The organism is Streptomyces sp. NPDC005799, from assembly GCF_040630525.1.
GTDB lineage: Bacteria > Actinomycetota > Actinomycetes > Streptomycetales > Streptomycetaceae > Streptomyces > Streptomyces griseorubiginosus_B.
Window position 1 is genome coordinate 151,328 of sequence record NZ_JBEXXQ010000007.1, and the last position, 24,040, is coordinate 175,367.

The window sequence follows — 24,040 nt, forward strand, 5'->3', positions numbered from 1 at the left end:
CGCTGGACGACACCGCGCTCAACGACATCGTGGTGGAGAAGCTGGCCCGGGACCGCCAGGTGAGCGTTGGAGCGAACTCCGCGGGCGCCGCCCGTCGTTGGTGGATGATGGTCAGAAGGTGCGGTCGAGGAGGTCGAGCAGCGCCGCCCAGTGCCGCTCGTCGCCCTCCTTGTTGTAGGCGGCCGTGTCCGCCTGGGTGTAGCCGTGGGGCGCACCCGCGTAGACCTCGCAGCGGTGCCGTACGCCCGCCGCCGTCAGCGTCTCCTCCAGCAGCTGCTGCTGCTCGGGCGGCATGGAGGGATCCTCGTCGGCGTGGCCGAAGTACAGTTCCGCCGTGACGCGCTCTGCCACCAGGTGCGGGCTGTCCGGGTCGTCCGTCGCCAGCCGCGCGCCGTGGAAGCCGGCCGTGGCGGCCACCCGGTCCGGGTAGGTGCCGGCGGTGTAGAGGGCCAGCCGGGCGCCCATGCAGTAGCCGGTCACCGCGACCGGGCCGTCCGCCACCAGCGGGGAGTCCGCCAGCCACTGGAGGTAGGCACCCGCGTCACGCTTGGCGCGCTCGGAGGTGTGGGTCTGCATGACCGGCATGATCTGTTCCCACATCTGCGGCCGGGCCGACGGGTCGATGAACTCCGGCAGGTCGAAGACCGGCGAACGTCCGCTCCGGTAGAAGACGTTGGGCACCAGGACCGTATAACCGGCCTCGGCGAGCCGGTCGGCCATCGACTTCAGGTGGGGGCGGAGCCCGAAGGCGTCCATGTACATCAGGACACCGGGCCGGGCGCTGCCGTCGGCGGCGTGCGCCACATAGGCGTCGGCGACGCCGTCCTCGGTGGTGATGTCAAGGGCTGTTCCCTGTACGGAGGTCATGGGGGCTGCCTCTCTGCGCGCTCGGCGGCGACCGGATGCACGGCCCGACGGGCCGGGTGCGGTCATCGTTGCACGGGCCACTCGCCGGGCCGAAAGGGCCCCCTGCCTCGGGTGATGCTGGAGCTCACTCGAAGCGCGAGACGTCCCCGGCTCCCCGCCGCACGATCTGCGCCTCGCCGTCGGAGAAGTCGATGACCGTCGTGGGCTCGGTGCCGCAGTCGCCGGAGTCGACCACCGCGTCCAGCACATGGTCCAGGCGGTCCTTGATCTCCCAGCCCTGCGTCATCGGTTCCTCCTCGTCGGGCAGCAGCAGGGTGCTCGACAGCAGCGGCTCGCCCAGCTCGGCGAGGAGGGCCTGGGTGACGACGTGGTCGGGGATGCGGACACCGACCGTCTTCTTCTTCGGGTGTTGCAGCATCCGCGGCACCTCGCGCGTCGCCGGCAGGATGAACGTGTAGCTGCCGGGCGTGGACGCCTTGATCGCGCGGAAGACGTCGTTGTCGACGCGCACGAACTGGCCCAGCTGCGCGAAGTCCTGGCACACCAGGGTGAAGTGATGCCGGTCGTTGAGGTGGCGGATGGTGCGGATCCGCTCGATTCCGTCACGGCTGCCGAGCCGGCAGCCCAGCGCGTAGCAGGAGTCGGTCGGGTACGCGATCAGCGCGTCCGACCGGATGCTGTCCGCGATCTGGGCGATGGTGCGCGGCTGGGGGTTGTCGGGGTGCACGTCGAAGTACTTCGCCATCCGCAGAGCTTATGCCTGCCGCACCTTGGCCACGAACGCGGCGACGTTGGCGACCGTGCGCCGCACCTTCTCCTCCAGCGTGATCGTCTCGTGCAGCCGGGCGCCGGCGCCCGCGTCCTTCTTGCCCCGCACATACAGCGAACAGGCCAGGTCGCTGCAGATGTAGGCGCCCACCGAGTTGCCCCGCTGCCCGGCCTTTCCCGCACGCGGGGCGACCATCAGCGAGACCCCACCGGAGTGCGTGGTCAGGCACATCGAACACATGCTGCGCCGCGCCTGCCAGGACCCGGCACTCGAACCGCGCAGGACCACGGCCCGCAGCTGCCCCTCCAACTCGGCCACCAGACAGGCGCGGTCGGGTGCCTGCGGGTCGCGCCAGCCCAGGAAGTCCAGGTCCTCCCACGGCTGCTCGGCCAGCTCACGGGGGACGGACAGGCGCTTGGCCTCGCCCTTGCTGCAGTTGACGAAGGCGGCACGGATCTCTTGCTCGGTCAGCGGCTTCATAAACGCGAGGCTAATTTGCCTAAAGCTATTAGGCAAACGCATAATTGCTTCAGGTAGACGGAAGGGAAGCACATGGGACGCGTGGGCCTGACCACCGATCGCCTCGTCCGCGCGGGCGCTGAACTCGCCGACGAGGCCGGCTTCGAACAGGTCACCGTCTCCGCCCTGGCCAGACGCTTCGACGTCAAGGTCGCCAGCCTGTACTCCCACGTGAAGAGCTCCCAGGACCTCAAGACCCGCATCGCCCTGTTCGCCCTGGAGGAACTCGCCGACCTGGCCGCCGACGCCCTGGCCGGACGCTCCGGCAAGGACGCCCTGACCGCCTTCGCCAACGTCTACCGCGACTACGGCCGCGAGCACCCCGGCCGCTCGGCGGCCGCCCGGCTCCGGCTCGACCCCGAGACGGCCGCCGCCAGCGCGGGCGTACGGCACTCCCAGATGACCCGCGCCCTCCTGCGCGGCTACGACCTGCCCGAACCCGAGCAGACACACGCGGTCCGGCTGCTGGGAAGCGTCTTTCACGGGTACGTGAGTCTGGAGCTCGCCGGCGGCTTCAGCCACAGCCTCCCCGACTCCGAGGAGAGCTGGGCCCGCACGCTGGACGCCCTCGACGCGCTGCTACGCAACTGGCCGACCCGACCGACAGGAGTCTGAGCAGATGACGAGCACCGCCGCACCCTTGATCTCCACCCCCGTCACCGCGTCCCTGCTGCGCGGCGCCCTGGAGGTCGAGCACACCGAGGACGGCGTGCTGCCCCACCGGCTGCCCGCCTGGGCCCGCGCCCAGTGCACCGACGGACAGCTCCTCATGGCGGAGTCCCAGCCCTCCGGCGTACGCCTCGTCCTCCGCAGCCGCACCCGGACCGTGGAACTCGACGCGCGCCCCACCAAGCGCGTCTACCCCGGCCTCGCCCACCGTCCCGAGGACGGGATCTACGAGCTGTTCATCGACGGCGCGCCCTACGCGCAGGGCACGGTCACCGGCGGCAACACCCTCACCATCGACATGGCCGCCAGCACCGCCGAACTGCAGCCCGGCCCGGCCGGCACCCTCCGCTTCGCCGAACTGCCCGACGGCGACAAGGACATCGAGATCTGGCTGCCGCACACCGAGACCACCGAACTCATGGCCCTGCGCACCGACGCGCCGGTGGAGCCCGCCCCGTACTCCGGCCGCAGGGTCTGGCTGCACCACGGCAGCTCCATCAGCCACGGCTCCAACGCCACCACCCCCAGCACCATCTGGCCGGCGCTCGCCGCCTCCCTCGCCGGCGTCGAGCTCGTCAACCTCGGCCTGGGCGGCAGCGCCCTGCTCGACCCCTTCACCGCCCGCGCCCTGCGCGACACGCCCGCCGAACTGATCAGCGTCAAGATCGGCATCAACCTCGTCAACACCGACCTGATGCGGCTGCGTGCCTTCACCCCCGCCGTGCACGGCTTCCTCGACACCGTCCGCGAAGGCCACCCCACCACACCGCTGCTGGTCGTCTCGCCCATCCTGTGCCCCATGCACGAGGACACCCCCGGCCCCACCGCGATGGACGTCAACAGCCTCGCCGCCGACCAGGTCCGCTTCCAGGCCATGGGCGACCCGGCCGAGGTCGCCGGCGGCAAACTCACCCTGCACGTCATCCGCGACGAACTGGCCCGCATCGTCGCCCAGCGCTCGGCCGACGACCCCCACCTCCACTACCTCGACGGCCGCGAGCTCTACGGCGAGAAGGACGCCGAGGAACTCCCGCTCCCCGACGCCCTCCACCCCGACGGCCCCACCCACCGCCTCATCGCCGAGCGCTTCACGGAACTGGCCTTCGCCCCGGACGGCCCCTTCAGGGACCGGGCCTGATGTCACGTCAGTCCGATCGTGCTCGTACGACCGCCGGGCACTCGTGGGGTAACGTCCCCGCGATACGCCGAGGCAGCGATGCATGAGGAGAAGGGCGACATGGCAGGCCGAAGGGACGAGAGCCGTCCCGCGCAGACGACGGGTGCCGACGACACGCTGTGGGCGCGACAACTGCTCGAACAGCTACGGCAGACCGGGCGCGACGTCCACCGGGTCGTCTCCTGGCTCGCGGGAGCCGTCCACGGTTCGGCCTGTCTGCAAGGCGCCGACGGCAGCCTCGTCGCCGGAACGCCTGTGGCGCTGGACGCCGATCTGGTCGCCGACATCGCCGGCGGACGCATCTCCTCCGCCGCCTGGGACGACACGGGCCGCCATCTGCGCCTGGTCGGGGTTGAGCAGCCCGGGTCCCCGACGGCCTGCGTCCTCGCGGTCAGCCGTGAAAAGCCCTTCGACCGGCGCGCCTCCGACATCGTCAGCCACACCGCCCAGGTCCTCGAACTGCTTCTGCGGGCCCACGGGTCCACCGAGGCCGCCCACCGCCTCAAACGCGCGACCTCCGATCTGCGCCTGGCGATCCTGCAGTTGCTGATGGTGGAGGACACCGTCGCCGCACGCCGGGTCGCCGCCGGACTGTGGCCCGGCCTGCTGGACACCGACACCGCCTGCGTCTACGTCCTGGAGGGGTGCCCTCAGGACCGTGACCGCATCGCCGAGGACTGCCTGGCCGTGACACGGGAACAGGCGCTGGTCGTGCGCTGCCCGGCGGTCGACGCGCACGTCATCGTCGTGGCGCCGCGCGACACCGCCGCCGTACAACTGCGCGACCTCGCCGGCCGGCGGCCCGGCATCCTGCTCGGCGGCAGCGCCCCGCAGAGCCTCGCCAGCACCGCGACCGCCTACGGACAGGCCGTCAGCGCCCTCGCCGTCGCCCGGTTCCGCCCGGACAAGCAGGCCGTGTACGCCGAACGCACCCATCCCGAGCGCCTGATGGACCCGACCGCACTGCACGCCTGGACCGCCCGGCTGCTGCGCCCGCTCGACACCCTGGCCCATCACACCCGCGGCGAACTCCTCGCCACCACCCGCCTGGGCCTGGAGTTCACCGCCGTCAGCACCGCGAAGATCCTCGGCGTCAGCCGCAACACCGTGCGCGCCCGCATGGAACGCGTGGAGGCCCTGCTCCGCGCCGACTTCTCCGACCTCACCGTCCGCGCCGTCGTCCATCTCGCCCTCAACACCCAGGTCGGCCTGGCACTCGACGCCGGTGAGCCCACCACATCGCACGCCCCGCTCGCCGACCTGCTGACCGGCCCCGCGCTGGGCACCTGGGCCCAGGACCTCGTCGGCCGGCTCGACTCCGACACCCGCGACCTGCGCCGCACCCTGCGCACCTGGATCGCTGCCGGAGGCAACGCCGAACGCGCCGCGCAGACCCTGGGCATGCACCCGCAGACCGTCCGTGAACACGTCCGCAGCGCCGAACCGGTCCTCGAACGCCAACTCCTGGCCGCCGGCAGCGACCTCTACGAGGTCGTCCTCGCGCACCTCGCCCTCGGTGACCTGCGGACACCCGTCTTCCACGGGGCGAAACCGGACCATCCGGACTCACCTGTGCACGGGTGAGTCTTTCGGCCACGACAGCGGGCATCGACACGGTACCGAACCCGTCGGCGGGCACGTAAGTTCGACCCCCCTGGGGGCGCGACCGGAGCGGGGGACCGGTCGGGCCCCTTTTGGCTTTTCACGGTGCGAGGGGTCTTCACGGTCCGAGCCGCACAGCGCACGCTTGGATCGATCGTCGGGACGAGATCGACCGGGCCATCCTGCGCGCACTGCAGGCCGACGGCCGGATCGCCTACGCCGACCTCGGCCCCAAGGTCGGCCTGTCCGCCTCGGCGGCCCGCCAGCGTCTGCAGCGGCTGCCGGACTCCAGGGCCGTCCAGGCCATGGCCCTGCTCGGCATCACCGTCGACGGTGACGTGCGCGCGGTCGCCGACGAACTGGCCCCGCACCCGGAGGTCGCCTACCTTTGATCTTGGCCAGTGCTCCGGCGTTTACGCCGGGGGTGAAGGCCATCGCAAAGTGGGTGTGACCCGTGCCGAAGCACGGGTCTGTACTGTTCAGCTCATCCCACGGGGCGTTTTTGCCGCTCGATGTACTGCTGGATGACGGTCAGAGGCGCCCCGCCGCAGCTTCCGGCGAAGTAGGAGCCGGACCAGAAGTGCCCGCCCCACAGGTACCGGCGTACGTGGCTGTCGTACTCCTTGCGCAGCAGGCGGGCGGAGACGCCCTTGAGGGAGTTGACCAGCTTGGAGAGCTGGACTTTCGGCGGGTAGTGCACGAGCAGGTGCACGTGGTCCTCTTCTCCGTTGAATTGCTTGAGGTCGGCTTCGAAGTCCGTGCAGACCTCTCGCATGATCTCTTCACAGCGCCTCAGCATCTCGTCCGTGAATGCCTTGCGCCGGTACTTGATGACGAACACCAAATGGACATGCAGGTTGTAGACGACGTGACGGCCGGTGCGTACGTCAGGTTTGTGTTCCGTCGTGGTGATATAAGGCGAGAGTGTAGGGTGATCGTTCATGGGCGAACTCGGGCTGGTGAAGCGGCAGTTCGGGCACCGTGCCCGGCTGGCGCTGTCCCCTGCCGAGATCCGGCTCATCGATGACCAGGCGCACGCGGCCCGCACCCTGTGGAACTGCCTGCACTCCTGGTGGCAGATGACACCCAAGAGCGACACGAAGCTGTCTCTCGCCGATGCGGCGATCCGGCAGGCCCGCACGGACCTCGACTACCTCGCCGTCCTGCCCGCTCAGGCCGCGCAGGCCGTCTTGAAGACATACCTGCGCGCCTGGGTGAACTGCTGGGAAGGCCGGGCCGGCGAGCCCGCCTACAAGGCCCGCTTCGGTACCACCATGTCGGTGGACATCCCGCAGGGCCGGGACCTGAACATCACGCGGGTGCACCGCCGGTGGGGCATGGTCAACCTTCCCAAGGTCGGCCGGGTCCGCTTCCGCTGGACCAAGGATCTCCCGGTCGGCAAGAGGGCGGACACGGAGAACCGGATCACCGGAGCCCGCCTCGTCAAGGACGCGCTGGGCTGGCACATCGCCTTCCGCGTCCAGAGCCTCCAGGCCGCCCCCGAACCCCACCAGGGGCCGGCAGTCGGTATCGACGCCGGGGTGAACATCCCCCTCGCCCTCTCGAACAAGGACCACCAGGACCACGGCCGCCCGCCGCGCCTCACCGACGGCACCGCCGACCGGGACAAGTGGCTGACCTCGAAGGAAAAGGCCACGCTCCTCAAGCTGGAGCGGCAGGCCGCACACCGCAAGACGTTCCGCAAACGCGGGGAGAAGACCTCCCGCCGCTTGCGGCACACCTACGACCAGATCAAGCAGCTCCGAGCAAAAGCCACGCGACGAGCCGTGAACTGGCAGCACCAGACCACCACCTACCTCGCCCGCACGTACGGCGTGCTGGTGGTCGAACAGCTCAACATCCCCGGCATGACCAAAGCCCCCCAGCCGAAGCCCGACCCCGAGCAGCCGGGCGTGTTCCTGCCCAACGGGGCCAGGACGAAGGCCGGACTCAACCGCTCCATCGCCCAGGAGGCCTGGGGGCGGACCGTGACGATGCTGACGTACAAGAGCGCCCGCTACGGCGGCCGGCTCGTGAAGGTTCCCGCCCCGCACACCTCCCGGCGGTGCTCAGCCTGCGGATGGACCACCCCCGGCAGCCGAGAGAGCCAGGAAGTGTTCGCCTGCAAGAACCCCGGCTGTGGCTGGACGGCGAACGCCGACTGGAACGCGGCGAGGAACATCGTGCACCTGTACCGGATCGGCCACGTCATCGTGGAGGTCCCGGCCGCCGGAAGGCGCGGTCGCAGGGCGGGTAAAACCGTCAAACCTGCCGCAGCAATGCAGGCGGGAATCCCCTTCCTGAGCGCAAGCGAAGGGAGGGGAGAACTTCAATCGGTGGTGACCTCCGGCGGCTTCGACCTCTTCGCCGAGGTCGTCGCACCCGGCCCGCGCGAACTCCTCGACTTCGTCAACGACGTCGTACGGCCGATCGACGGGGCGAGCGGATCCAGTCGTTCCCCTACTTCGGCATCCACACCCACCGCTTCGGCTGATTGCCCAGCGTGAGACGGGTACTCGTACGACTCCGGAACGACAACCGCTGGAGGAGGCCCGCATGACCAGCAGCACGGAGACCGGCGGCGTGACCGGTACGCCGGACAAGGACTACAACCTCATCTGGTACGTCGAGGCGTGTCTGAACAACGCCCTGCGCCTGGAGTCCTACATCCAGGACGCGGAGCGCGAGAAGGACTCCGAGGTCGCGGACCTGTTCCGCAAGGCCCAGGCGGACAGCCGCAAGGGCGCGGAACTGGGCAAGGACCTCCTGCGGGCACGTCTCAACGGCGGCTGAGTACCGCTCACGCCGGGCCTGGCGCCGTGCATGACACGGTGCCGGGCCTTTCGACGTCCGCGGACCCGGTGACGGCAGGCTCGCCTCCCGCTACCCTACTCGCCAGTAATCGGAGTGCATCCAGGAGGCGACCATGCCGCAGCTTGACGTCGACGGCGCGACCCTGACCTACGACGACGAGGGCCCCCGCGACGGCGAGCCCACGCCCCTGGTCTTCGTGCACGGCTGGACGGCGAACCGGCACCGCTGGGACCACCAGATGACCCACTTCGCCGACGCGCGCCGGGTGATCCGTCTCGACCTGCGCGGCCACGGCGACAGCACCGGGGGAGGCGTACGGACGATCGCGGAGCTGGCCCGGGACGTCCTGGCGCTGCTGGACCACCTCAAGGTCGAGCGGGCCGTCCTCGTCGGCCATTCGATGGGCGGCATGATCGCCCAGACCATCGCCCTGGACCACCCCGAGCGGGTCGAACGCCTGGTGCTGGTCAACTCCATCGGACGCATGGCCTACAGCCGGGGCCGGGGACTGCTGATGGCGGCCTCCACCCTGGTGCCCTTCAAGCTGTTCGTCGCCGCCAACATCCAGCGCGCCTTCGCCCCGGGACACCCCCGCGAGGAGATCCGCGCCCACGTCAAGGCCTCGGCGGACACCCCGCGCGAGGTCGTCATGACCCTCTACGACGCCATGCGGGTCTTCGACGTCCTGGACCGGGCCGGCGAGATCCAGGCGCCGACCCTGATGATCCACGGCTTCCACGACATCCAGCTGCCCGTGCGCCAGATGCTGCGCATGGCCAAGGCCTATCCGGACGCGGTGGTCCGCATCATCGACGCCGGCCACGAACTCCCCGTCGAGAGGCCCGCCGAAGTCACCACCGCCCTCGACCGCTTCCTGACGGCCGCCTGAGGTGATCAGCGCCCCAGCTTGGCCCTGACCCCGCCCGCAGCCACCGCCGGGCGAGCAGTCGCGCGCACCGAGCGCCGCACCAGATGTGCATCGCGCCGCAGGTCGTGGGCGGCGTGCCGGCCACGCCACACCAGCGACGGAGACCCGGCGGTGTCGTCAGCCGCGATGAGCAGTCCGCCCAGCATCGAGAGGTTCTTCAGGAAGTGGATGCGCTGCTGGGCCCGCTCGTCGGGGTCATCCGCCTCCCAGAAGCGGTGCCCCGCCAGCGTGGTGGGCACCAGCGTGCCCGCGATGGCGAGCGCGCCCAGGCGCGGCAGCCGCCCGGTGGCCAGCAGCAGGCCCGCGGCCACCTGTACGGCACCGCTCAGTCGCACGGCCTGTTCGGTGCGGTCGGGCAGGGCGTCGACGCGTTCCGTGATCGGCTGGACGACGGGTTCGGCCGCGGGCGCGACCTTCTCCGGAGAGCGCAGGGAGTTCAGGCCGCCGGCCAGGAACATCGAGGCGAGCATGGGGCGGCCGACCAGTCGCAGGACACTCATGACTGTCTCCAAAGAGGTGAGGACATGGGTACGGAGGCCGAACGGGTTCCCGCGCTCATGTGGTCGATGCCACGCCCTGCGACCGGTCGAAGGCATGTTCCCGGCCACGACCGCCAGCTACCGTTTTTCGCATTCCCTGTCACACCCCGCTCTACGGACGGCCCCGCAGTGCTCACAGATCTCTCCCCGCTCATCGCGGCGACCGCCCAGTGGCTGACCCGCGCCTATCCCTCCGGCGGTGGCGCGCTGGCCTCGGTCCTGTGCGAGGTGCAGGCACGCCAGGCCGTGACGGTCGCGGCCTGGCTGCGCTACCCGACCCCGATGGACGCCGCGCTCGTCGGCATGGCGGGCCCCGGCGGATCGGCCCGGCTGGACTGGATCACCGGCGCGGAGCCCGTCGATGAGCCGGACGACGAGGACGCCCACGCCTGGCGCACCTGGGTCGACGAGGTGGTGGCGAGCTGGGCGGCCGCCCTGCTGAGCGACCCCGGCCTGGCCGCGACGGCGGTGGCCGCCCTCGCCACGGGCAGCCACACGACCGGTACACCCGTCGAGTTTCGCCGCCTGCTCGCCCCCGACGACGCCGACCGCCGCGCCGCCGCCCTCCTTCGCCACCCCGACCTGCTCGCCCCCGTGGCGACACTCCACCAGTCCCAGCTCCTGGACCGCCTCGACCCGGGCCAGGCCCTGATCGCCTGAGCGACCGCCCACGCCGAGGCCGACAGGCCGCCGGTTCGCCGGTAGGTCTGCTGCGTCTGCTCGCTGCTGTGGCAGCTCTGGCCGGGCCAGTCGTGATTGCTTCAGCGGTGACGGGGAGGAAGTCAGCCGGGTCGCCGGTTCGCCGCAGGGCCTGCTGAGCATGGTGGCCTTTGCGGCAGCGCTCGGGACGTGCGCTCAGGCTGCCGTGCCCAGTGCGTCCCGGTCGGTGACGTCGCCCTCTTCCTCGCGCACCATGACCGGCTGCTGAACCCGGCGTGTGCGCAGGAGGAGGCCGGAAGCGATGGTGCCGGTGATGAGCAGGCCTCCGGCGATCAGGGCGCCGCGGACACCGGCCAGTTCCATCAGCAGGCCCAGCGCGGGCGGTCCGCCCAGGCTCCACACCGTGCCGATGCTGCCCCACACGCCCAGCACCCGGCCGCGCAGATGGGCGGGCGGGTCGGTCTGCAGTACGGCGGTGCCCGCGGTGTCGGAGACGGACTCCACCACGGCCATCGGCAGCACCAGCACCACCAGCACCCCCAGCGACGGCGACAGACCTGCGGCCGCTTGCAGCAGCCCCCCGGCGGCGGCCAGCACGCCCACCAGCCGTACCGACGGCCGGCGCAGCCGCCCACCGAGTACGGCCCCCATGATGCCGCCCACGGCGAGCACCGTGGACACCGTGCCGAACGCCCCGGCCCCGCCCGCGAGCGGCCCGGTGACCAGGACGGCCAGCGTCAGCCCGTAGTTGCGGCCGAAGACCGAGCTGGCGGCCGTGACACCGGCCAGCGCGACCAGCCGCGGGCGCCGGGCGAAGTAGCCCAGTCCCTCCCGGACCGTCATCGCGGCAGGTTCACCCGCATCCACCTCGACGTCACGGTCGGCCCCGCGCACGGGACGCAAGAAGGGGATCACCGAGGCGACGAACAGGAACGACAGCCCGTTGGCCGCGTAGGCGGAGGCCGTACCGAGGAAGCCGACGGCGACCCCCGCCAGGGCGGCGCCCACCAGCCGGCCGGCGCTGTGCACGAGGGCGCCCACCCCGATGGCGGAGGGAACGTCCTCGGCCGGCACGAGATCGTTGCCCAGCAGGGCACAGGCGGGCCCGTCGACCGTGGCGACGACGCCGGTCACGGCGGCCAGCGCCATGAGCACCGTCATGTCCAGCCGGTCCAGCGCCACCAGTACGGCCATCACGAAGGCGACGGCACCGAGCAGCGCCTGGCTGACGGCGGCCGTCAGCTTCCGAGGCCAGCGGTCCACGGCGGCCCCGCCCAGCAGGCTCATCAGCAGGGCGGGCGCGGCTTGCACGGACATGGACAGACCGGTCGCGGCGGCGGACCCGGTGATCTGCAGCACCAGCAGGTTCTGCACGGTCAGCTGCATCCACGTACCGGCGTTGGACACGAAGTTGGCGACGGACCACCAGCGCATGCTCCGGTAGCGGAGCGAGCGCCAGGGCGAGCGCGAAGGAGCGAGGGAGGAAGACACAGTGCGGTACTCGAAGACGAGTCGGACGACTCAGCGAACGGACGACGAGGGAGTACCTTGCTGCGCTGCACGGGTCTCCATGGAGCCGGGATACGGCGCGGCCCATGGTGGCAGAAGAGATGAGCGGGTCGGTGCGGCAGGCGTCGCCCCGGGCGGACGGTGTCGATCAAGTCCGAGGGGGTGAAGGGGACTTGATGCCCGGAGTGCCGTTGCTCACAGAAGCGCTGGTGGGGACGTGCGGGAGCCCGCCGCCAGAGGGCGACGGGCTCCTGTGTACGAGGCTGCCGGCTCGGCTCAGTCGTCCATCTTGCCGCGGCCGCTGAGCGCGTCCCGCAGCCGGTCGACCAGCCCGGCTCCGGGCGCCAGCATCTTGTTGGCCGGAGGCTTGTCCGGCGCGGACGGGTGCGGCCGGGTCGGCGCCATCTTCTTCGCCTGACGCACCTTGTCGCCCAGCTTGTCCAGCGCCTCCGGGGGACACGCCGCTTGCAGCCGGGGGAAGAGGTTCTCCTCCTCGTCCGCGATGTGCGAGCGGATCTCCGTCATCAGCAGACCGATGAGCCGGTCGAACTCCATGTGGTCCGCCTCGCAGCTCTCCAGATCCTTCATGATCTGCTCTGCCTTGGCGTGGTCCTCGAGTTCCCTGTCCGCGATGGCGTCCCCGCCGGGGACGTGCTCACGCACCGCCGGGTAGAGATAGGCCTCCTCGGCGACCGAGTGCCGTACCAGTTCCATCGTGGCCTGGTCCGCGTACACCTTGCGGTTCTTGTCGCCGGGCGGCAGTGCCTCGATCCGGCCGAAGATCTCCTCGACCTCTCGGTGATCGGTCATCAGCTCGTTGATGACGTTCCCACCGTGTCCCATGCTCCTCACCTCCAGCCAGGAAGCGGCGTATCCCCGTCCGGATCCGCCACGCACTCCGAGTGCCCTGGCCTTCGACTCGCTAACGCCCCGCCCCTCCCTCGGCCCACGGGGTGTACGACGCGTGCTCATTGGAACTCGCCTCCGTGAACACCGACAGGACTGACCGGGGAGGCCGAGGTGTCCGATGCCGTCGACGAAGTGCTCGGGAGGGTGGGCGGCGAGGTGGCCGTCCGGGCGGAGCGACTGTGGCAGACGGCGATGGCGCTGCACGCCGATCCGGAATACTCGTTCGCGGAACACCACGCGGCCGAGTTGCTGAGCGGGGAGCTGGAACGCGAGGGCTTCATGGTCGAACGCGGCCTCGCCGGGCTGCCCACCGCCTTCGCCGCCAGGGCGGGCACGGGCACGCGGCCCGCGGTGGCCCTGCTGCTCGAGTACGACGCCCTGCCTGGCCTGGGTCACGCCTGCGGGCACAACCTGATCGCGGCGGCGGGACTCGGCGCCGCGCTCGCCGCGCGGGCCGCGCTGGGCGACGCGCCCGGGACCGTGTGGGCCGTGGGGACGCCCGCGGAGGAGGGTGGTGGCGGGAAGGTCATCGAGACCGACGCCGGGGTTTTCGACGACCTCGACGCCGCGCTCATGTTCCACCCCGGGGTCCACGACTGGCAGTGGGCACCGCTGACCGCGCAGACCCAGTACCGCGTCGGCTTCCACGGCCGGGCCGCGCACCCCACCGGGAACCCCACCGAGGGCATCGACGCGCTGGCCGCCCTCATCCAGCTGTTCAACACACTCGCCGTCGTCGAGCGGCGGCTGCCGGCCGGCTCGCACATCCAGGGCATCGTCACCGACGGGGGGCGGGCGACGAACATCGTCCCCGAGTACGCCGAAGGCCTCTTCGGCCTGCGCGCGGCGAGCGCCGTCGGCCTCGAGAACCTCGCCGGCGAGCTGCTGACCTGCGCCCACGGCGTCGCCCGGGCGACGGACACGACCGTGACGGTCGAACGCGCCACACCCCGCTACGAGCACTTCCGCGACAGCCGTGTGCTCTCCGCCCGCTTCGCGCACCATCTGGCCCGCGCGGGCATCGAGCTCACCCCGCCCGAACCGGGGGTGTTCCTGGGCTCCTCCGACATCGGCAACGTCAGCGGCCGCGTGCCCGCCATCCATCCCTTCGTGGCGATCATGACGTCGGAGGGATCCGATCACACCCCTGAGTTCGCCACCGCGGCCTCCTCCGAGCGTGGTCGCCGGGTGATGCTCGCGGCGACGGAGGCCCTGGCCCGTACGACGGTGGAGACACTGCTGTCCGCCGACCTCAGGGACCGGGCGTGGAGCGAACACGAACTCAACGTCAGTGTGCGGGTGTGAGCCAGGGCAGGGGATCGGTGTACTGCCCGTCGAGCAGCACCTCGAAGTGCAGATGCGGCCCGGTCGACAGCCCGGTGGAGCCCACCAGTCCGATCGGGGTGCCCGTCGTGACACTCTGCCCGACGGTGACCTGCAGCGCGGAGAGATGACTGTACGTCGTCTCCAGCCGCTTGCCCCCGATCGTGCCGTGGTCGATCACGATCCGGTTGCCGTACGCCGTGGTCATGCCGGCGAACTCCACCCGCCCGTCCCGTGCGGCGGACACCTGCGCTCCCTGCGGCGCACCGAAGTCGACCCCGGTGTGCAGCTTGGTCACCCCGGTCAGCGGATGCTTGCGGGAGCCGAAGGGGGAGGTGACCGTGAGCGTGGTGACCGGTGGGGCCAGGACGGTGGTCGGTGCCTGGTTCGCGTTCTGCTCGGGGTTCTGCCGTACGAGCGCCTCGTACTGCGGCAGCCGGGCCTTGACCTGTTGCACGAAGTCCTGGGCCGCGGCGGGCACCCGGCCCGCCTTCTCCACCGCGCCGGTCCCCGCCCGGTAGGCGGCGAGGGTGAGATCGACCAGGTCCCCGTTGACGGTTCCCTTGGTCCTCAGGGTGGTGACCTGACGGACGAGGGAGCAGTCCTGCCGCCCCAGCGCCATGATCGCGTCCACCGCGTCGTGCGGGGAGGAGCGCCCGTTGCCGTCCTCGTCACGCCCCCAGGTGCGCCACTGCGCGTCGGTGAAGCGGGCGATGCCCTGCTGGGACAGGCTCGCGGTGTCGTCACTCCATCCGGACAGCTGATCGATCTGCGCGGCGAGCACCGACGGTGTGACCACCGTGCAGGACTTGGTCGCCTTGCGCAGCCACGGTACATAGGAGCCGTCGACCTTGCTCGTGGCGGAGTCGGCCGCGTTCGACCCCCGGGGCAGTACGGAGGACAGACCGCCGGTGGAGGCCAGGAACACCGACACCCCGGTCATCGCGACCAGCCCGGGCATGACGATGAGCAGGAAAGGACCGGGCCCCTTCCGCCGTCGACGGCTCTTCGCGCTTGTGCTGTCCTGGACGACCGGAGTGTCCTCCGTCTGCTGGGGCACGCGACTCACGCTCGCAGACTAGCCATCCCCTGACATGACGTCACCGGACGCCGGGTCAAAGGGAGTTGCCCGAAAGGGCAGGGCTGTCGCCGGACCTGCGCGGATCAGGGTTTCTTGGTCTCCGACTCCAGCGAGGCTCGGGTCGCCCTGCCGTACACGCCTGATTCGTCCTGCAGGATGAGACGGGTGAACTGATAACTGCGGACCGCGCTCTGCACGTCGCTGTCGTAGACGCCGTCGGCGTCCTGGCTGTACAGGCCCACCTGGCGCAGCCGCAGCTGGAGTTCGACCACTTCCGGGCCGGTGTCGCCCAGCCGCAGGACGGGGGGCTGTCCGCTGGAGGCGCTGGGGGAGGGGGTCGCCGAGGCGCCGGCGGACGGGGTGCCGTCGGGGGGCGCCGAGTCCGTCGAGGTCGCCGACCGGCTGGGCGTCGCGCCGGCCGACTCCGATGTCGTCGGTGACGGCGAGGCGGACGACGCGCTCGCGGACGGCCGCACGGCTGCCGCGCTCGTGGAGGTGCCGGGATCCGGCAGCGGTGCCCGGATGCCGTCCGACCGCGAGGTGTCGTGCGAGGGACCTTCGTACAACAGCCCGCCCACCGTGCCTCCCACGGCCAGGACGGCGACGGCGGCTCCCGCGAACAGGAGCCCGACCCGGCGACGGGGCGCGACCGGCTCGTCGACGGACGGGAGGGGCGTCGTCGGGGTGTCGTCCTCGGCCGGCGTCGAGCTGTCCGGGGCGTGCCCGGGTGACGCGTGCACGCCGTCAACTGCCGTGGCGGCATCGGGAGTTGCCGAGTCGTCGGGGTCGCCGGAGCCGCCCTCGTCCTCCAGTTCCACGAAGGGCCGGATCCGCACCGGGTCGAAATCCTCGGCGGCTGCCGCCGCCGCCGTACGGCTGTGGCGGTGGGCGTCGGAGACACGTCGTCCGCAGGCGCAGGACGGAGTGCCGTCCGCTGCCCTGGGCGCGCCGCATAACGGGCAGACATGGGGGGTGTGTTCAGTCACGCCGGATCCCTCTCCGTGAAGAATCCAGAGTTTATTCATATGTTCAACACGCAATCTCCGGGGGTGAGGATGGTGTGTGTCGTTCCTTTTGTCGGGGTGGCTTCATCGGCGGGGTCGGGTGGACCAGCGTTCAGTCCGTAGATGTCCCGGAGGGTCCAACCGGATTGGCTACGCTCAGCCGGCGGGCTGGACGACGGCCTTGGGGGAGGGGCCGTACTGGTTGGCGGCCGGGATGCTGTCCACCGTCATGCCCACGAGGTAGAGGATCGGCCCGACCGCGGGAATCAGGGCGATCAGCATCCTCCATCCCGGCTTGCCGGTGTCGTGCAGCCGGCGGACGGAGACGCTGAGCATGGGCACGATGAACGGCAGGAGGAGGATGCCGGGCAGCAGGGTCCCGGCCGCGAAGCAGATCCCGGCGATCACGCCGGTAGCGATCACGTACAGCAGCGAGAACCACCAGTACTCCGCACGCCGGGCGCGACCGGAGAACGTGGCGTACTTGGCGGTGAGGCACATGCGTGCCGCGTCGGCAAACGACATGGTGGTCATGGGAATCCTTACGTACGACCGGAGCGCAAGTGGAACGGGCTATCCAATTTCTGATCCGGATAGGCCATTCCGGTTGACGGCTTCACGCTACCACCGAGAAGCGGAAAGGGCTATCCGCTGGGTTCGCGCCGTCGGCTGCGAACCGGTTCCCTTCGTCGCTCGCGCCGCGCCGCCGCCGTGGCGGCCCGGCTCGCCGTTCGCGTGCTGGGCCGCCAAATGGATCGCGTTCAGCCCGCCGTGATGCGGGAGTTGACCCCTCGCATCCAGTCCCGGTCGGTGTGCCACATGGGGTGGTGCGGGGCCGCGTTGGAGGTCAGGACGGTGCCGTGGAAGCCGGCGGCCAGGCAGCGGTCGACGACGAACTCCGCGATGTCCTTGCCGACGGCGTCCTCCTCGAAGCGGGTCAGCAGGGGGGTGTAGCCCACGACGCCTTCGCCGAGGACGGCGGGGATGCCCCGGCGGCGGGCGAAATCGGCGACCGAGTCGACCCAACCGGTCAGTGTGTCCCGCATGCTCTGCCGGTGCGCCGCGTAGTTCTCGTAGAGCCACAGGTCCCAGCGGTCGGGGTCGACCCAGTCGTGCGCGTAGAACAGTTCGCGCGGGATGCCGGTCGCGGCCAGTCGCCAGGGCTCGTCCGGCTGGTAGTCGGCGAAGGCGGGAGCGTCGGGGAGCAGCATGGCGGCCAGCTCCGGGGTGGGCCAGGTGGCGGTCTCGGGTGCCGCCTCGGTGCCGTGGCCGAGGCCCACCGCCTCGTACAGCGCGCCCAGCACGCCGTAGACGTAGAAGTGGAAGTGTGCGATCTGTGCTCCATCCGGCAGATCGCCGAGTTCGTCGGGCCACGGCTCGCCCAGCGAGTAGGTCACGGGGACGGCGGGGTGGCGGGCCCGCAGCAGCTTCACGGCGCGTTCCAGGGGGCCGCGCAGCCGGGCGTAGTGACCGGTGGTGCCGTCGGCCGGCACCAGGTCGCAGTTGTCGACCTCGTTGTGGACCTCGACGTAGGCGACGGGGCCGTCCAGACCGCGCTCGGTGAGGAAGTCCAGCAGGTCGGCGAGCGCTTCGGCCACCGCTTCGGCACGGTCCGGGCCGGGCATCTCCGCCAGGGCGCGGTGCCAGGCGTCGGTGTCGGCGAAGCTCGGGGACTGCTGGTACTCCCAGGAGGACACGATCACCTTGCAGTCGTGTCGTGCCGCCGCCTCGAACAGCTCGACCAGCCGGCGGCGGCCGTCCAGCGGATAGCCGCCGCGCACGTCGTACCAGCGGGTGCGCTGTCCGAACTCCTCGCCCAGGCCGCGGACCTGGAGGGAATCGGTGTCCTGGACGCGGCCTGAGAACAGCAGGAAGGGCATGGCGCAGATCCGTACGGTGTTGAAGCCCCGGTCCACCGTCTCGGCGAAGGCGCGGTCGAGATCGGCGAAGGGTTCACCGGGTCCTGCCTGCGTGTACCAGCTGAAGTCCCAGAGTGTGATGGCGAGTCGCTCGGTGGTCTCGCGCGGGGTGGCTTGCTGCTGTGCGGTCATGAGGTCACCCGTCGTTCGTGTGCTGGGGGCCGTCGGCGGCTCGGCGGCCTCACCCTAGCTCAATTCATTATTTATGAATAATCCTTGACCGGGGATGACCGCGTTGTCCACGCTGTGGGGCGAACGCATACGCATGTGTCTCGAGGAGCCGCCTGACATGACCGAATCCCTCCGCCCCTCCCGGCGTGCCGTCGTCACGGCACTCGGTGCGATGGCCGCTGTCGCCCTGCCCGCCTGGCCCGAGGAGGCACGGGCGGCGGACGGCGCGGGCGTCGCCGTCGCGAACGGGCCGGTGCTCGACCCCCACCCGGCCACCGAGCCCTCGGGCACCCATGTGCGCGACATCGGCGGCACCAACGTCGTCTTCCACTACGGCGCGGTCCTTCCCGCCTTCGACGGCTGGCGCACCCAGGAGCCAACCCGCGACTACCTGTTCCTGGACAAGCGGTGGCGCTTCCGCTTCGACCCCGCCGACCAGGGACTCGACGAGGGCTGGCAGTCCCCCCACCACGACGACCGAGCCTGGGGCCTCATCGACGTTCCGGCCGCCTGGGATCTGCTGAACACCCCCGGATTCGGCTCGCAGAGCGCCGCGTTCGGTACGGGAACGGCGTTCGCCGACGGGTACGCCTGGTACCGCACCACCGTCGAGGTCCCTGCGTCCTGGCGCGCCCGGCATGTGCGCATCGCCTTCCTCGCCGTCGGCTACAGCGCCGAGGTCTGGGTCGACGGCACCCACGTCGGCAAGCACGAGGGAGCCAACTCGCCCTTCGCCCTTCCGGTGGCGGGAGCGCTCCGGCCGGGAAGACGTCAGACGATCGTGGTGCGGGTCTTTAGGCGGGCGAGCTACACCGACTACACGGCCCCGGACGCCCAGCCAGTCACCGACGACCGCGAACTGCCGTACAAGCCCGTCGACTACTGGCCCTACGCGGGGCTGACCCGGTCGGCCTGGATCGAGGCGGTCCCGCAGGTCACCGTCACCAAACTGCTCGTGACCGCCGCGGACGGGCGGCTGGAGGCGCGTGCGGTCGTCGAGAATCACGGTGACTCCGATTTCGACGGCCGGCTCACCGTGGACCCCGGCCGGGGGAGCGGCGGCCGGCCCACGGGGGTCGCGGTCGGGATCGCGGCCCGATCAGCGGGCGTCGTGCGGGTCATGGTCCCCATACCCGATGCCCCGCGCTGGAGCCCGGCCTCACCGCGCACCCTCACCGCCCGCGCCACCCTGACCGCCGGCAGGTCGGCGGGACCACGGGTGGACACCCTGTCGACCAGCTACGGGGTACGCGAACTGACCGTCTCCCACGCTCAGTTGCTGCTGAACGGCGAGCCTCTCTTCCTCAAGGGCCTCAACTGGCACGAGGAGACGGCCGCGCACGGCAGGGCGATGACACCGGCCGAGTACGACCGGGAACTGGGCCATGTCACTGCCCTGGGCGCCAACTTCGTCCGCAACTGCGTCTACAACCGCCACCCCTACGTCTACGACTGGGCCGACGCGCACGGCGTGCTGGTGATGGACGACATCGACACCATGTGGCTCAACACCGCCCAGGAGAAGCTTCAGACCGAGCGTTACGGCCTCGCCCGCGCGCTGGCGCTGACCATGGCCTGGAACCAGCACAACCACCCCTCGGTCATCCTCTGGGGCCTGCAGAACGAGTCGGAGATCGACGCCGGCGGCGCCCCCGTCTACCGGGCCTGGCTCGCCGACCTCAAGGCGGCGGTGAAGACGGCCGACCTCACCGCCCGCCCGGTGACCTGGGCATCCAACACCAGCAACGACCCCGCGTTCGACCTCGCCGACGTGATCGGGTTCAACGAGTACTTCGGCTACTTCTACGGCAAGGACACCGACCTCGGCCGGACGCTGGACGCGGTGCACGCGAAGTACCCCGACAAGCCGATCCTGATCACGGAGAACGGCACCTGGGCGATCGCCGGCACGCACGGCTCCAGCAGCACACAGGGCACCGAGGAGTGGCAGGCGGCGAGCTTCACCGCCCACTGGGCGCAGGTGAGCGCGCGCAGCGAGTTCGTCGCCGGGTTCACCTACTGGGTCCTGAAGGACTACAAGGAGCGGGCCGGATACAACCAGGCCTACAACGGCATCTCCGTGATGGGCCTGCTGACGTTCGCGGAGGAACGGCCCAAGCTGGTCTACGACGCCTTCCGGAAGGCGGTGCTGCCGGGCGCCGAGTGAGCGTCGAACGGCTGGAGGGGGAGGGGCGGACCGCCCCTCCCCCTCCAGCCGTCGAACCGAGTGCGGCGGCGTCAGCCCTTGACGCTGCCCTCGGTCAGACCGCTGCGCCAGAAGCGCTGCAGGGCCACCATGGCGATCATCAGAGGGACGACGGAGACGAAGGCGCCTCCGACGGTCAGCTGGTAGAGCTGCGGTTGGCGGTCGGCGAAGGACTGCCACGACGTCAGACCCAGGGTGATGGGGTACAGCTTGGAGTCGGACAGCATGACCAGCGGCAGGAAGTAGTTGTTCCAGATGCCGACGAACTGGAAGAGGAAGATCGTCACCAGGGCGGGGGTCATGATGCGCAGAGCGACGACCCTGAAGATACGGAACTCGCCCGCGCCGTCGATGCGGGCCGCCTCCAACAGCTCGTCCGGTATGGATGCCGCGGCGTGGATCCGGCACAGGTACACGCCGAAGGGGCTGACGAAGCTCGGCAGCAGTACGGCCCAGTAGGTGTTGGCCAGGCCTGCCTTGCTGAACAGCAGGTACATGGGCAGGGCCAGCGCCGTGGCGGGGATCAGGACGCCACCCAGCACGATGTTGAAGATGGTGTCGCGGCCGGCGAAGGAGAACTTGGCCAGCGCGTAGCCGGACATCGCGGCCAGCAGCGTCGCCACGGCCGCGCCGACGCCCGCGTACAGCAGGCTGTTGGCGGCCCAGCGCAGGTAGATCGCATGGTCGAAGGTGACCACGTGGCGCAGGTTGCTCAGGAACTGGGGATGGGAGAACCACAGGCCGAAGCTGCCGAAGAGGCCGCCGGTGGACTTGGTGGACGCCACGATCAGCCAGTACACCGGGAGCAGGAAGTACCCGGCGGCCGCCACGAGCACGCCGGTGACCAGGATGCGACTGCGCGTGGTGACCCCGGTGATGCGGCCGCGCGGCGTCGCGCCGTCGTCGAAGGGCGGCGTCTCGTCCCTCGGCGGGTGTGTGCGGGCCGGTGTCTGGAGACTCACGCGTCCCCACCTCTCTTGTTGATCAGCCGCAGGAAGCCGAAGGAGAGCACGAACGCGGCGAGGGCGAGCAGCACTGCCTCGGCGGCGGCGAGGTGGTAGTTGTCGTTGGTGAACGCCTCGTTGTAGGCGCTGAGGTTGGGGGTGTAGGCGCTGTCGATGCTCGACGAGACGGGCTTGAGCACCAGCGGTTCCGCGAACAGCTGCAGCGTGCCGATGATGGTGAAGACCGTGGTGAGGATCAGCGCCGGGCGCAGCAGCGGCAGTTTGACGTGCCGGACCGTCACCCACGCACTGGCGCCGTCGATGCGGGCGGCCTCGTACAGCTCCGTGGGAATGGTCCGCAACTGGGCGACGAGAACGAGGACGTTGTATCCGGCGAACTCCCACGTGACGATGTTCGCGATGGACCACAGGACTGTGTTTCCGCCCAACAGGTCGACGGAGACCCCCAGGTGGCGCATGCCGTCCACGAGAGGGCTGACTCCCGGGACGTACAGGAAGCCCCACAGGATGGACGCGATGACCCCAGGGACGCCGTAGGGCAGGAAGAAGGCGGCGCGGAAGAACCGCACGCCTGTGGCCGAGGCGGTGTCCAGCAGCAGCGCGAGCCCGGCGGACAGGAGGACCATCACCGGCACCTGGACGACCGCGAACAGAAGTACGCGACCGATGCTGTGCAGGAAGGCGGAATCGGACAACGCGTCGGAGTAGTTGCGCAGCGCGACGAAGACGGTACGGGTGCCGCCGAGCCCCAGGGCTCCGGTGTGCTCGTCGTCCATGACGCTCTGGTAGACGGCGTAGCCGATGGGGACGGCGAAGGTCAGGAGGAACAGCAGGAGGAACGGCGCGACGAAGGCGACGGGCGCCAGGTTTCTGCGGCGGCGGGGCGCTCGGGTGGACATCAGGGTTCTTTCTTGAGTCCGGAGGGCAGAACGGCGCTGGCCGTGTCACACCCTCCGAAGGCGGTCACTGGCCGGTGGAAACCTTCAGACCCTTCCTCTTCAGGTCCTCGACGGTCTGCTTCTGTGCCTGCTGGACCGCGGAGACGAACGTGCCCTTGCCGGCCACGGCGGCCTGGAAGCCGTCGTTGAGGTGCTGGTAGGTGGCGTCGATCGTCGGTATCCACTTCCACGAGTTGTCGATGCTCTTGTCCGACTTCGCGAAGACCTCGTTGTACTTCTGGCCGCCGAAGAACGGTGACGGCTTGTCCAGCGAGGAGCCCTTGTATCCGTCGGCCGCCGCGGGCCAGCCGTATCCGCCCTGCAGCAGCAGGTCGACGCTCGAGGGATCGGTGTTGAGCCATTCGGCGAACTTCAGGGCCTCGGGGATGTGCTTGGCGCCCTTGAGGACGGCCGTGGAGGAACCTCCCCAGTTGGCGGACACGTTCGAGCCCTCGGTCCACTGCGGCATGGGTGCGACCGCCCATTTGCCCGACGTCTGGGGCGCGTTGCCGCTGATGATGGCGTCGCCCCACTGGGCACTGACCCACGAGGTGATGGCACCGGTCTGCAGGTCCTTGTACCAGCCGTTGGCGAAGTCGGGTTCGGTCTTGATCACTCCCTTGCCGCGCAGCTTGTCCCAGAAGGCCGCGACCTTCAGCGTCTGCGGGGAGGCGATGTTCACCGACCAGGTGTCGCCGTTCACGCCGAACCACTTGGCGCCGGCCTGCCACGCGAGTGCCGTGAACCAGGCGGAGTTTCCGGCCGGGAAGGTGCTGATGTAGGCCTTCGGATCGGCGTCGTGGATCTTCTGCGCCGCCTGGGCGAACTCGTCCCAGGTGGCGGGCGGTTCGATGCCCCACTTCTTGAACAGGTCGGAGCGGTAGAACAGGCCCATCGGACCGGAGGCCTGGGGGATCGCGTAGACCTTCGAGTCGAAGACTCCTTGCTGCCACTGCCAGTCCACGAACTTCGACTTGTCCTTGTCCGCGCCGTACTGGGACAGGTTCACCAGGCCGTTCTCCAGCAGGAAGGAGGGGATCTCCTGGTACTCCACCTGTGCCAGGTCGGGCGCGTTGCCGCTCTTGAGCGCGGCGCGCATCTTGGCGTAGCCGCCGCTGCTGCCCGCCGGGATCTTCTCCAGTTTGACGTGGATGTCCGGGTGGGTGGCGTTCCATTTGTCGACCGCCTTGTCGACGCCGGGAACCCACGACCAGAAGCGCAGGTCGACCTTCTGGCCGGGCTTGACGGGTGCCTGGACCGCGGGGTCCTGGGAACCGTTCGAACCCCCGCAGGCGGACAGTGCCAGCAAGGCGGCGGCAGAGGTCACTGCGAGGGCGCCCCGGCTTCTGCGGCGGGGTGTGGTGCGGCTCATGGGTGGAGGTCCTTCCTGGTTCGGCACGTGAGGTGCCCGTTGCATGCCGGTCAGTTTCGGAGCGGCATCGTCATGCCGTCAAGATATATTCATAATTAA

At 70.2% G+C, this 24,040-nt stretch carries 22 protein-coding genes and 2 pseudogenes; 10 read left to right on the forward strand and 14 right to left on the reverse strand.

What is annotated here, in order from left to right; genetic code table 11:
• Window positions 1–111: 111 nt before the first annotated feature.
• The 3 genes from ABZ453_RS09380 to ABZ453_RS09390 all read right to left on the reverse strand — a co-directional run bounded on the left by ABZ453_RS09380 (window position 112) and on the right by ABZ453_RS09390 (window position 2,116).
• Window positions 112–867, reverse strand: a complete 756-nt coding sequence (locus ABZ453_RS09380; RefSeq protein ID WP_359013236.1) for a dienelactone hydrolase family protein — start codon at window positions 865–867, stop codon at window positions 112–114.
• A 124-nt stretch (window positions 868–991) separates the two neighbouring features.
• Window positions 992–1,612 carry an L-threonylcarbamoyladenylate synthase gene (locus ABZ453_RS09385; RefSeq protein WP_359013238.1) on the reverse strand — a complete coding sequence of 207 codons (621 nt, stop codon included), beginning with the start codon at window positions 1,610–1,612 and terminating at the stop codon, window positions 992–994.
• Between the two features lie 9 nt (window positions 1,613–1,621).
• Complete coding sequence (locus ABZ453_RS09390; RefSeq protein ID WP_359013240.1) at window positions 1,622–2,116, reverse strand: FBP domain-containing protein; 495 nt, start codon at window positions 2,114–2,116, stop codon at window positions 1,622–1,624.
• Between the two features lie 72 nt (window positions 2,117–2,188).
• Here ABZ453_RS09390 and ABZ453_RS09395 point away from each other — a divergent pair, with 72 nt between their 5' ends.
• The 4 genes and pseudogenes from ABZ453_RS09395 to ABZ453_RS09410 form a co-directional block, all read left to right on the forward strand.
• Window positions 2,189–2,770 carry a WHG domain-containing protein gene (locus ABZ453_RS09395; RefSeq protein WP_359013242.1) on the forward strand — a complete coding sequence of 194 codons (582 nt, stop codon included), beginning with the start codon at window positions 2,189–2,191 and terminating at the stop codon, window positions 2,768–2,770.
• A 4-nt stretch (window positions 2,771–2,774) separates the two neighbouring features.
• Window positions 2,775–3,962, forward strand: a complete 1,188-nt coding sequence (locus ABZ453_RS09400; protein ID WP_359013244.1) for an SGNH/GDSL hydrolase family protein — start codon at window positions 2,775–2,777, stop codon at window positions 3,960–3,962.
• Between the two features lie 99 nt (window positions 3,963–4,061).
• On the forward strand, window positions 4,062–5,585 hold the full coding sequence (locus tag ABZ453_RS09405; RefSeq protein WP_359013246.1) for a helix-turn-helix domain-containing protein: 1,524 nt from the start codon (window positions 4,062–4,064) through the stop codon (window positions 5,583–5,585).
• Between the two features lie 167 nt (window positions 5,586–5,752).
• Window positions 5,753–5,989 (forward strand): annotated as a pseudogene (locus ABZ453_RS09410) (AsnC family transcriptional regulator); the annotation flags it as partial.
• 98 nt (window positions 5,990–6,087) lie between these two features.
• Here the strand turns inward: ABZ453_RS09410 and tnpA are convergent.
• Window positions 6,088–6,546 carry an IS200/IS605 family transposase gene (gene tnpA / locus ABZ453_RS09415; RefSeq protein WP_359013248.1) on the reverse strand — a complete coding sequence of 153 codons (459 nt, stop codon included), beginning with the start codon at window positions 6,544–6,546 and terminating at the stop codon, window positions 6,088–6,090.
• Here tnpA and ABZ453_RS09420 point away from each other — a divergent pair.
• From ABZ453_RS09420 to ABZ453_RS09430, 3 genes and pseudogenes are all read left to right on the forward strand, one after another.
• Window positions 6,545–7,873 (forward strand): annotated as a pseudogene (locus tag ABZ453_RS09420) (transposase); the annotation flags it as partial. The gene tnpA and the pseudogene ABZ453_RS09420 overlap by 2 nt on opposite strands.
• A gap of 286 nt (window positions 7,874–8,159) precedes the next feature.
• Window positions 8,160–8,396, forward strand: a complete 237-nt coding sequence (locus ABZ453_RS09425; protein ID WP_133042569.1) for a hypothetical protein — start codon at window positions 8,160–8,162, stop codon at window positions 8,394–8,396.
• A gap of 133 nt (window positions 8,397–8,529) precedes the next feature.
• Complete coding sequence (locus ABZ453_RS09430; protein ID WP_359013250.1) at window positions 8,530–9,306, forward strand: alpha/beta fold hydrolase; 777 nt, start codon at window positions 8,530–8,532, stop codon at window positions 9,304–9,306.
• 5 nt (window positions 9,307–9,311) lie between these two features.
• Here ABZ453_RS09430 and ABZ453_RS09435 read toward each other — a convergent pair whose 3' ends face one another.
• Window positions 9,312–9,845 carry a DoxX family protein gene (locus tag ABZ453_RS09435; protein ID WP_359013252.1) on the reverse strand — a complete coding sequence of 178 codons (534 nt, stop codon included), beginning with the start codon at window positions 9,843–9,845 and terminating at the stop codon, window positions 9,312–9,314.
• Window positions 9,846–10,013: 168 nt separating this feature from the next.
• On the opposite strand from ABZ453_RS09435, the gene ABZ453_RS09440 reads away from it, so the two are divergent.
• Window positions 10,014–10,544, forward strand: a complete 531-nt coding sequence (locus ABZ453_RS09440; protein WP_359013254.1) for a hypothetical protein — start codon at window positions 10,014–10,016, stop codon at window positions 10,542–10,544.
• A gap of 195 nt (window positions 10,545–10,739) precedes the next feature.
• On the opposite strand, the gene ABZ453_RS09445 is transcribed toward ABZ453_RS09440, so the two are convergent.
• Both ABZ453_RS09445 and ABZ453_RS09450 read right to left on the reverse strand, forming a co-directional pair.
• Entirely contained in the window at window positions 10,740–11,978 is a 1,239-nt protein-coding gene (locus ABZ453_RS09445) for an MFS transporter (RefSeq protein ID WP_359013256.1), read from the reverse strand.
• Between the two features lie 351 nt (window positions 11,979–12,329).
• The gene (locus ABZ453_RS09450; RefSeq protein WP_359013258.1) at window positions 12,330–12,896 is read right to left on the reverse strand and encodes a hemerythrin domain-containing protein; all 567 of its coding nucleotides are present in this window, start codon (window positions 12,894–12,896) and stop codon (window positions 12,330–12,332) included.
• 177 nt (window positions 12,897–13,073) lie between these two features.
• Here ABZ453_RS09450 and ABZ453_RS09455 point away from each other — a divergent pair, with 177 nt between their 5' ends.
• Window positions 13,074–14,267, forward strand: coding sequence for an amidohydrolase (locus ABZ453_RS09455; protein WP_359013260.1), 1,194 nt, complete (start codon window positions 13,074–13,076; stop codon window positions 14,265–14,267).
• Here the strand turns inward: ABZ453_RS09455 and ABZ453_RS09460 are convergent.
• The 4 genes from ABZ453_RS09460 to ABZ453_RS09475 all read right to left on the reverse strand — a co-directional run bounded on the left by ABZ453_RS09460 (window position 14,251) and on the right by ABZ453_RS09475 (window position 18,421).
• The gene (locus ABZ453_RS09460) at window positions 14,251–15,246 is read right to left on the reverse strand and encodes a M23 family metallopeptidase (protein ID WP_359013397.1); all 996 of its coding nucleotides are present in this window, start codon (window positions 15,244–15,246) and stop codon (window positions 14,251–14,253) included. The two genes, ABZ453_RS09455 and ABZ453_RS09460, sit on opposite strands and share 17 nt — an antisense overlap.
• Before the next feature lie 203 nt (window positions 15,247–15,449).
• Complete coding sequence (locus ABZ453_RS09465) at window positions 15,450–16,352, reverse strand: peptidoglycan-binding domain-containing protein (protein ID WP_359013262.1); 903 nt, start codon at window positions 16,350–16,352, stop codon at window positions 15,450–15,452.
• Between the two features lie 174 nt (window positions 16,353–16,526).
• Entirely contained in the window at window positions 16,527–16,904 is a 378-nt protein-coding gene (locus ABZ453_RS09470) for a DUF805 domain-containing protein (protein WP_359013264.1), read from the reverse strand.
• Window positions 16,905–17,131: 227 nt separating this feature from the next.
• Window positions 17,132–18,421: a cellulase-like family protein gene (locus ABZ453_RS09475; protein WP_359013266.1), complete on the reverse strand. Its 1,290-nt coding sequence runs from the start codon at window positions 18,419–18,421 to the stop codon at window positions 17,132–17,134.
• 157 nt (window positions 18,422–18,578) lie between these two features.
• On the opposite strand from ABZ453_RS09475, the gene ABZ453_RS09480 reads away from it, so the two are divergent.
• The gene (locus ABZ453_RS09480) at window positions 18,579–20,627 is read left to right on the forward strand and encodes a glycoside hydrolase family 2 TIM barrel-domain containing protein (protein ID WP_359013268.1); all 2,049 of its coding nucleotides are present in this window, start codon (window positions 18,579–18,581) and stop codon (window positions 20,625–20,627) included.
• A gap of 71 nt (window positions 20,628–20,698) precedes the next feature.
• Here ABZ453_RS09480 and ABZ453_RS09485 read toward each other — a convergent pair whose 3' ends face one another.
• The 3 genes from ABZ453_RS09485 to ABZ453_RS09495 form a co-directional block, all read right to left on the reverse strand.
• The gene (locus ABZ453_RS09485) at window positions 20,699–21,628 is read right to left on the reverse strand and encodes a carbohydrate ABC transporter permease (RefSeq protein ID WP_359013270.1); all 930 of its coding nucleotides are present in this window, start codon (window positions 21,626–21,628) and stop codon (window positions 20,699–20,701) included.
• Complete coding sequence (locus tag ABZ453_RS09490) at window positions 21,625–22,530, reverse strand: sugar ABC transporter permease (RefSeq protein WP_359013272.1); 906 nt, start codon at window positions 22,528–22,530, stop codon at window positions 21,625–21,627. The genes ABZ453_RS09485 and ABZ453_RS09490 overlap by 4 nt, the downstream gene beginning before the upstream one ends.
• A gap of 64 nt (window positions 22,531–22,594) precedes the next feature.
• Window positions 22,595–23,941, reverse strand: a complete 1,347-nt coding sequence (locus tag ABZ453_RS09495; RefSeq protein WP_359013274.1) for a sugar ABC transporter substrate-binding protein — start codon at window positions 23,939–23,941, stop codon at window positions 22,595–22,597.
• Window positions 23,942–24,040 lie beyond the last annotated feature (99 nt).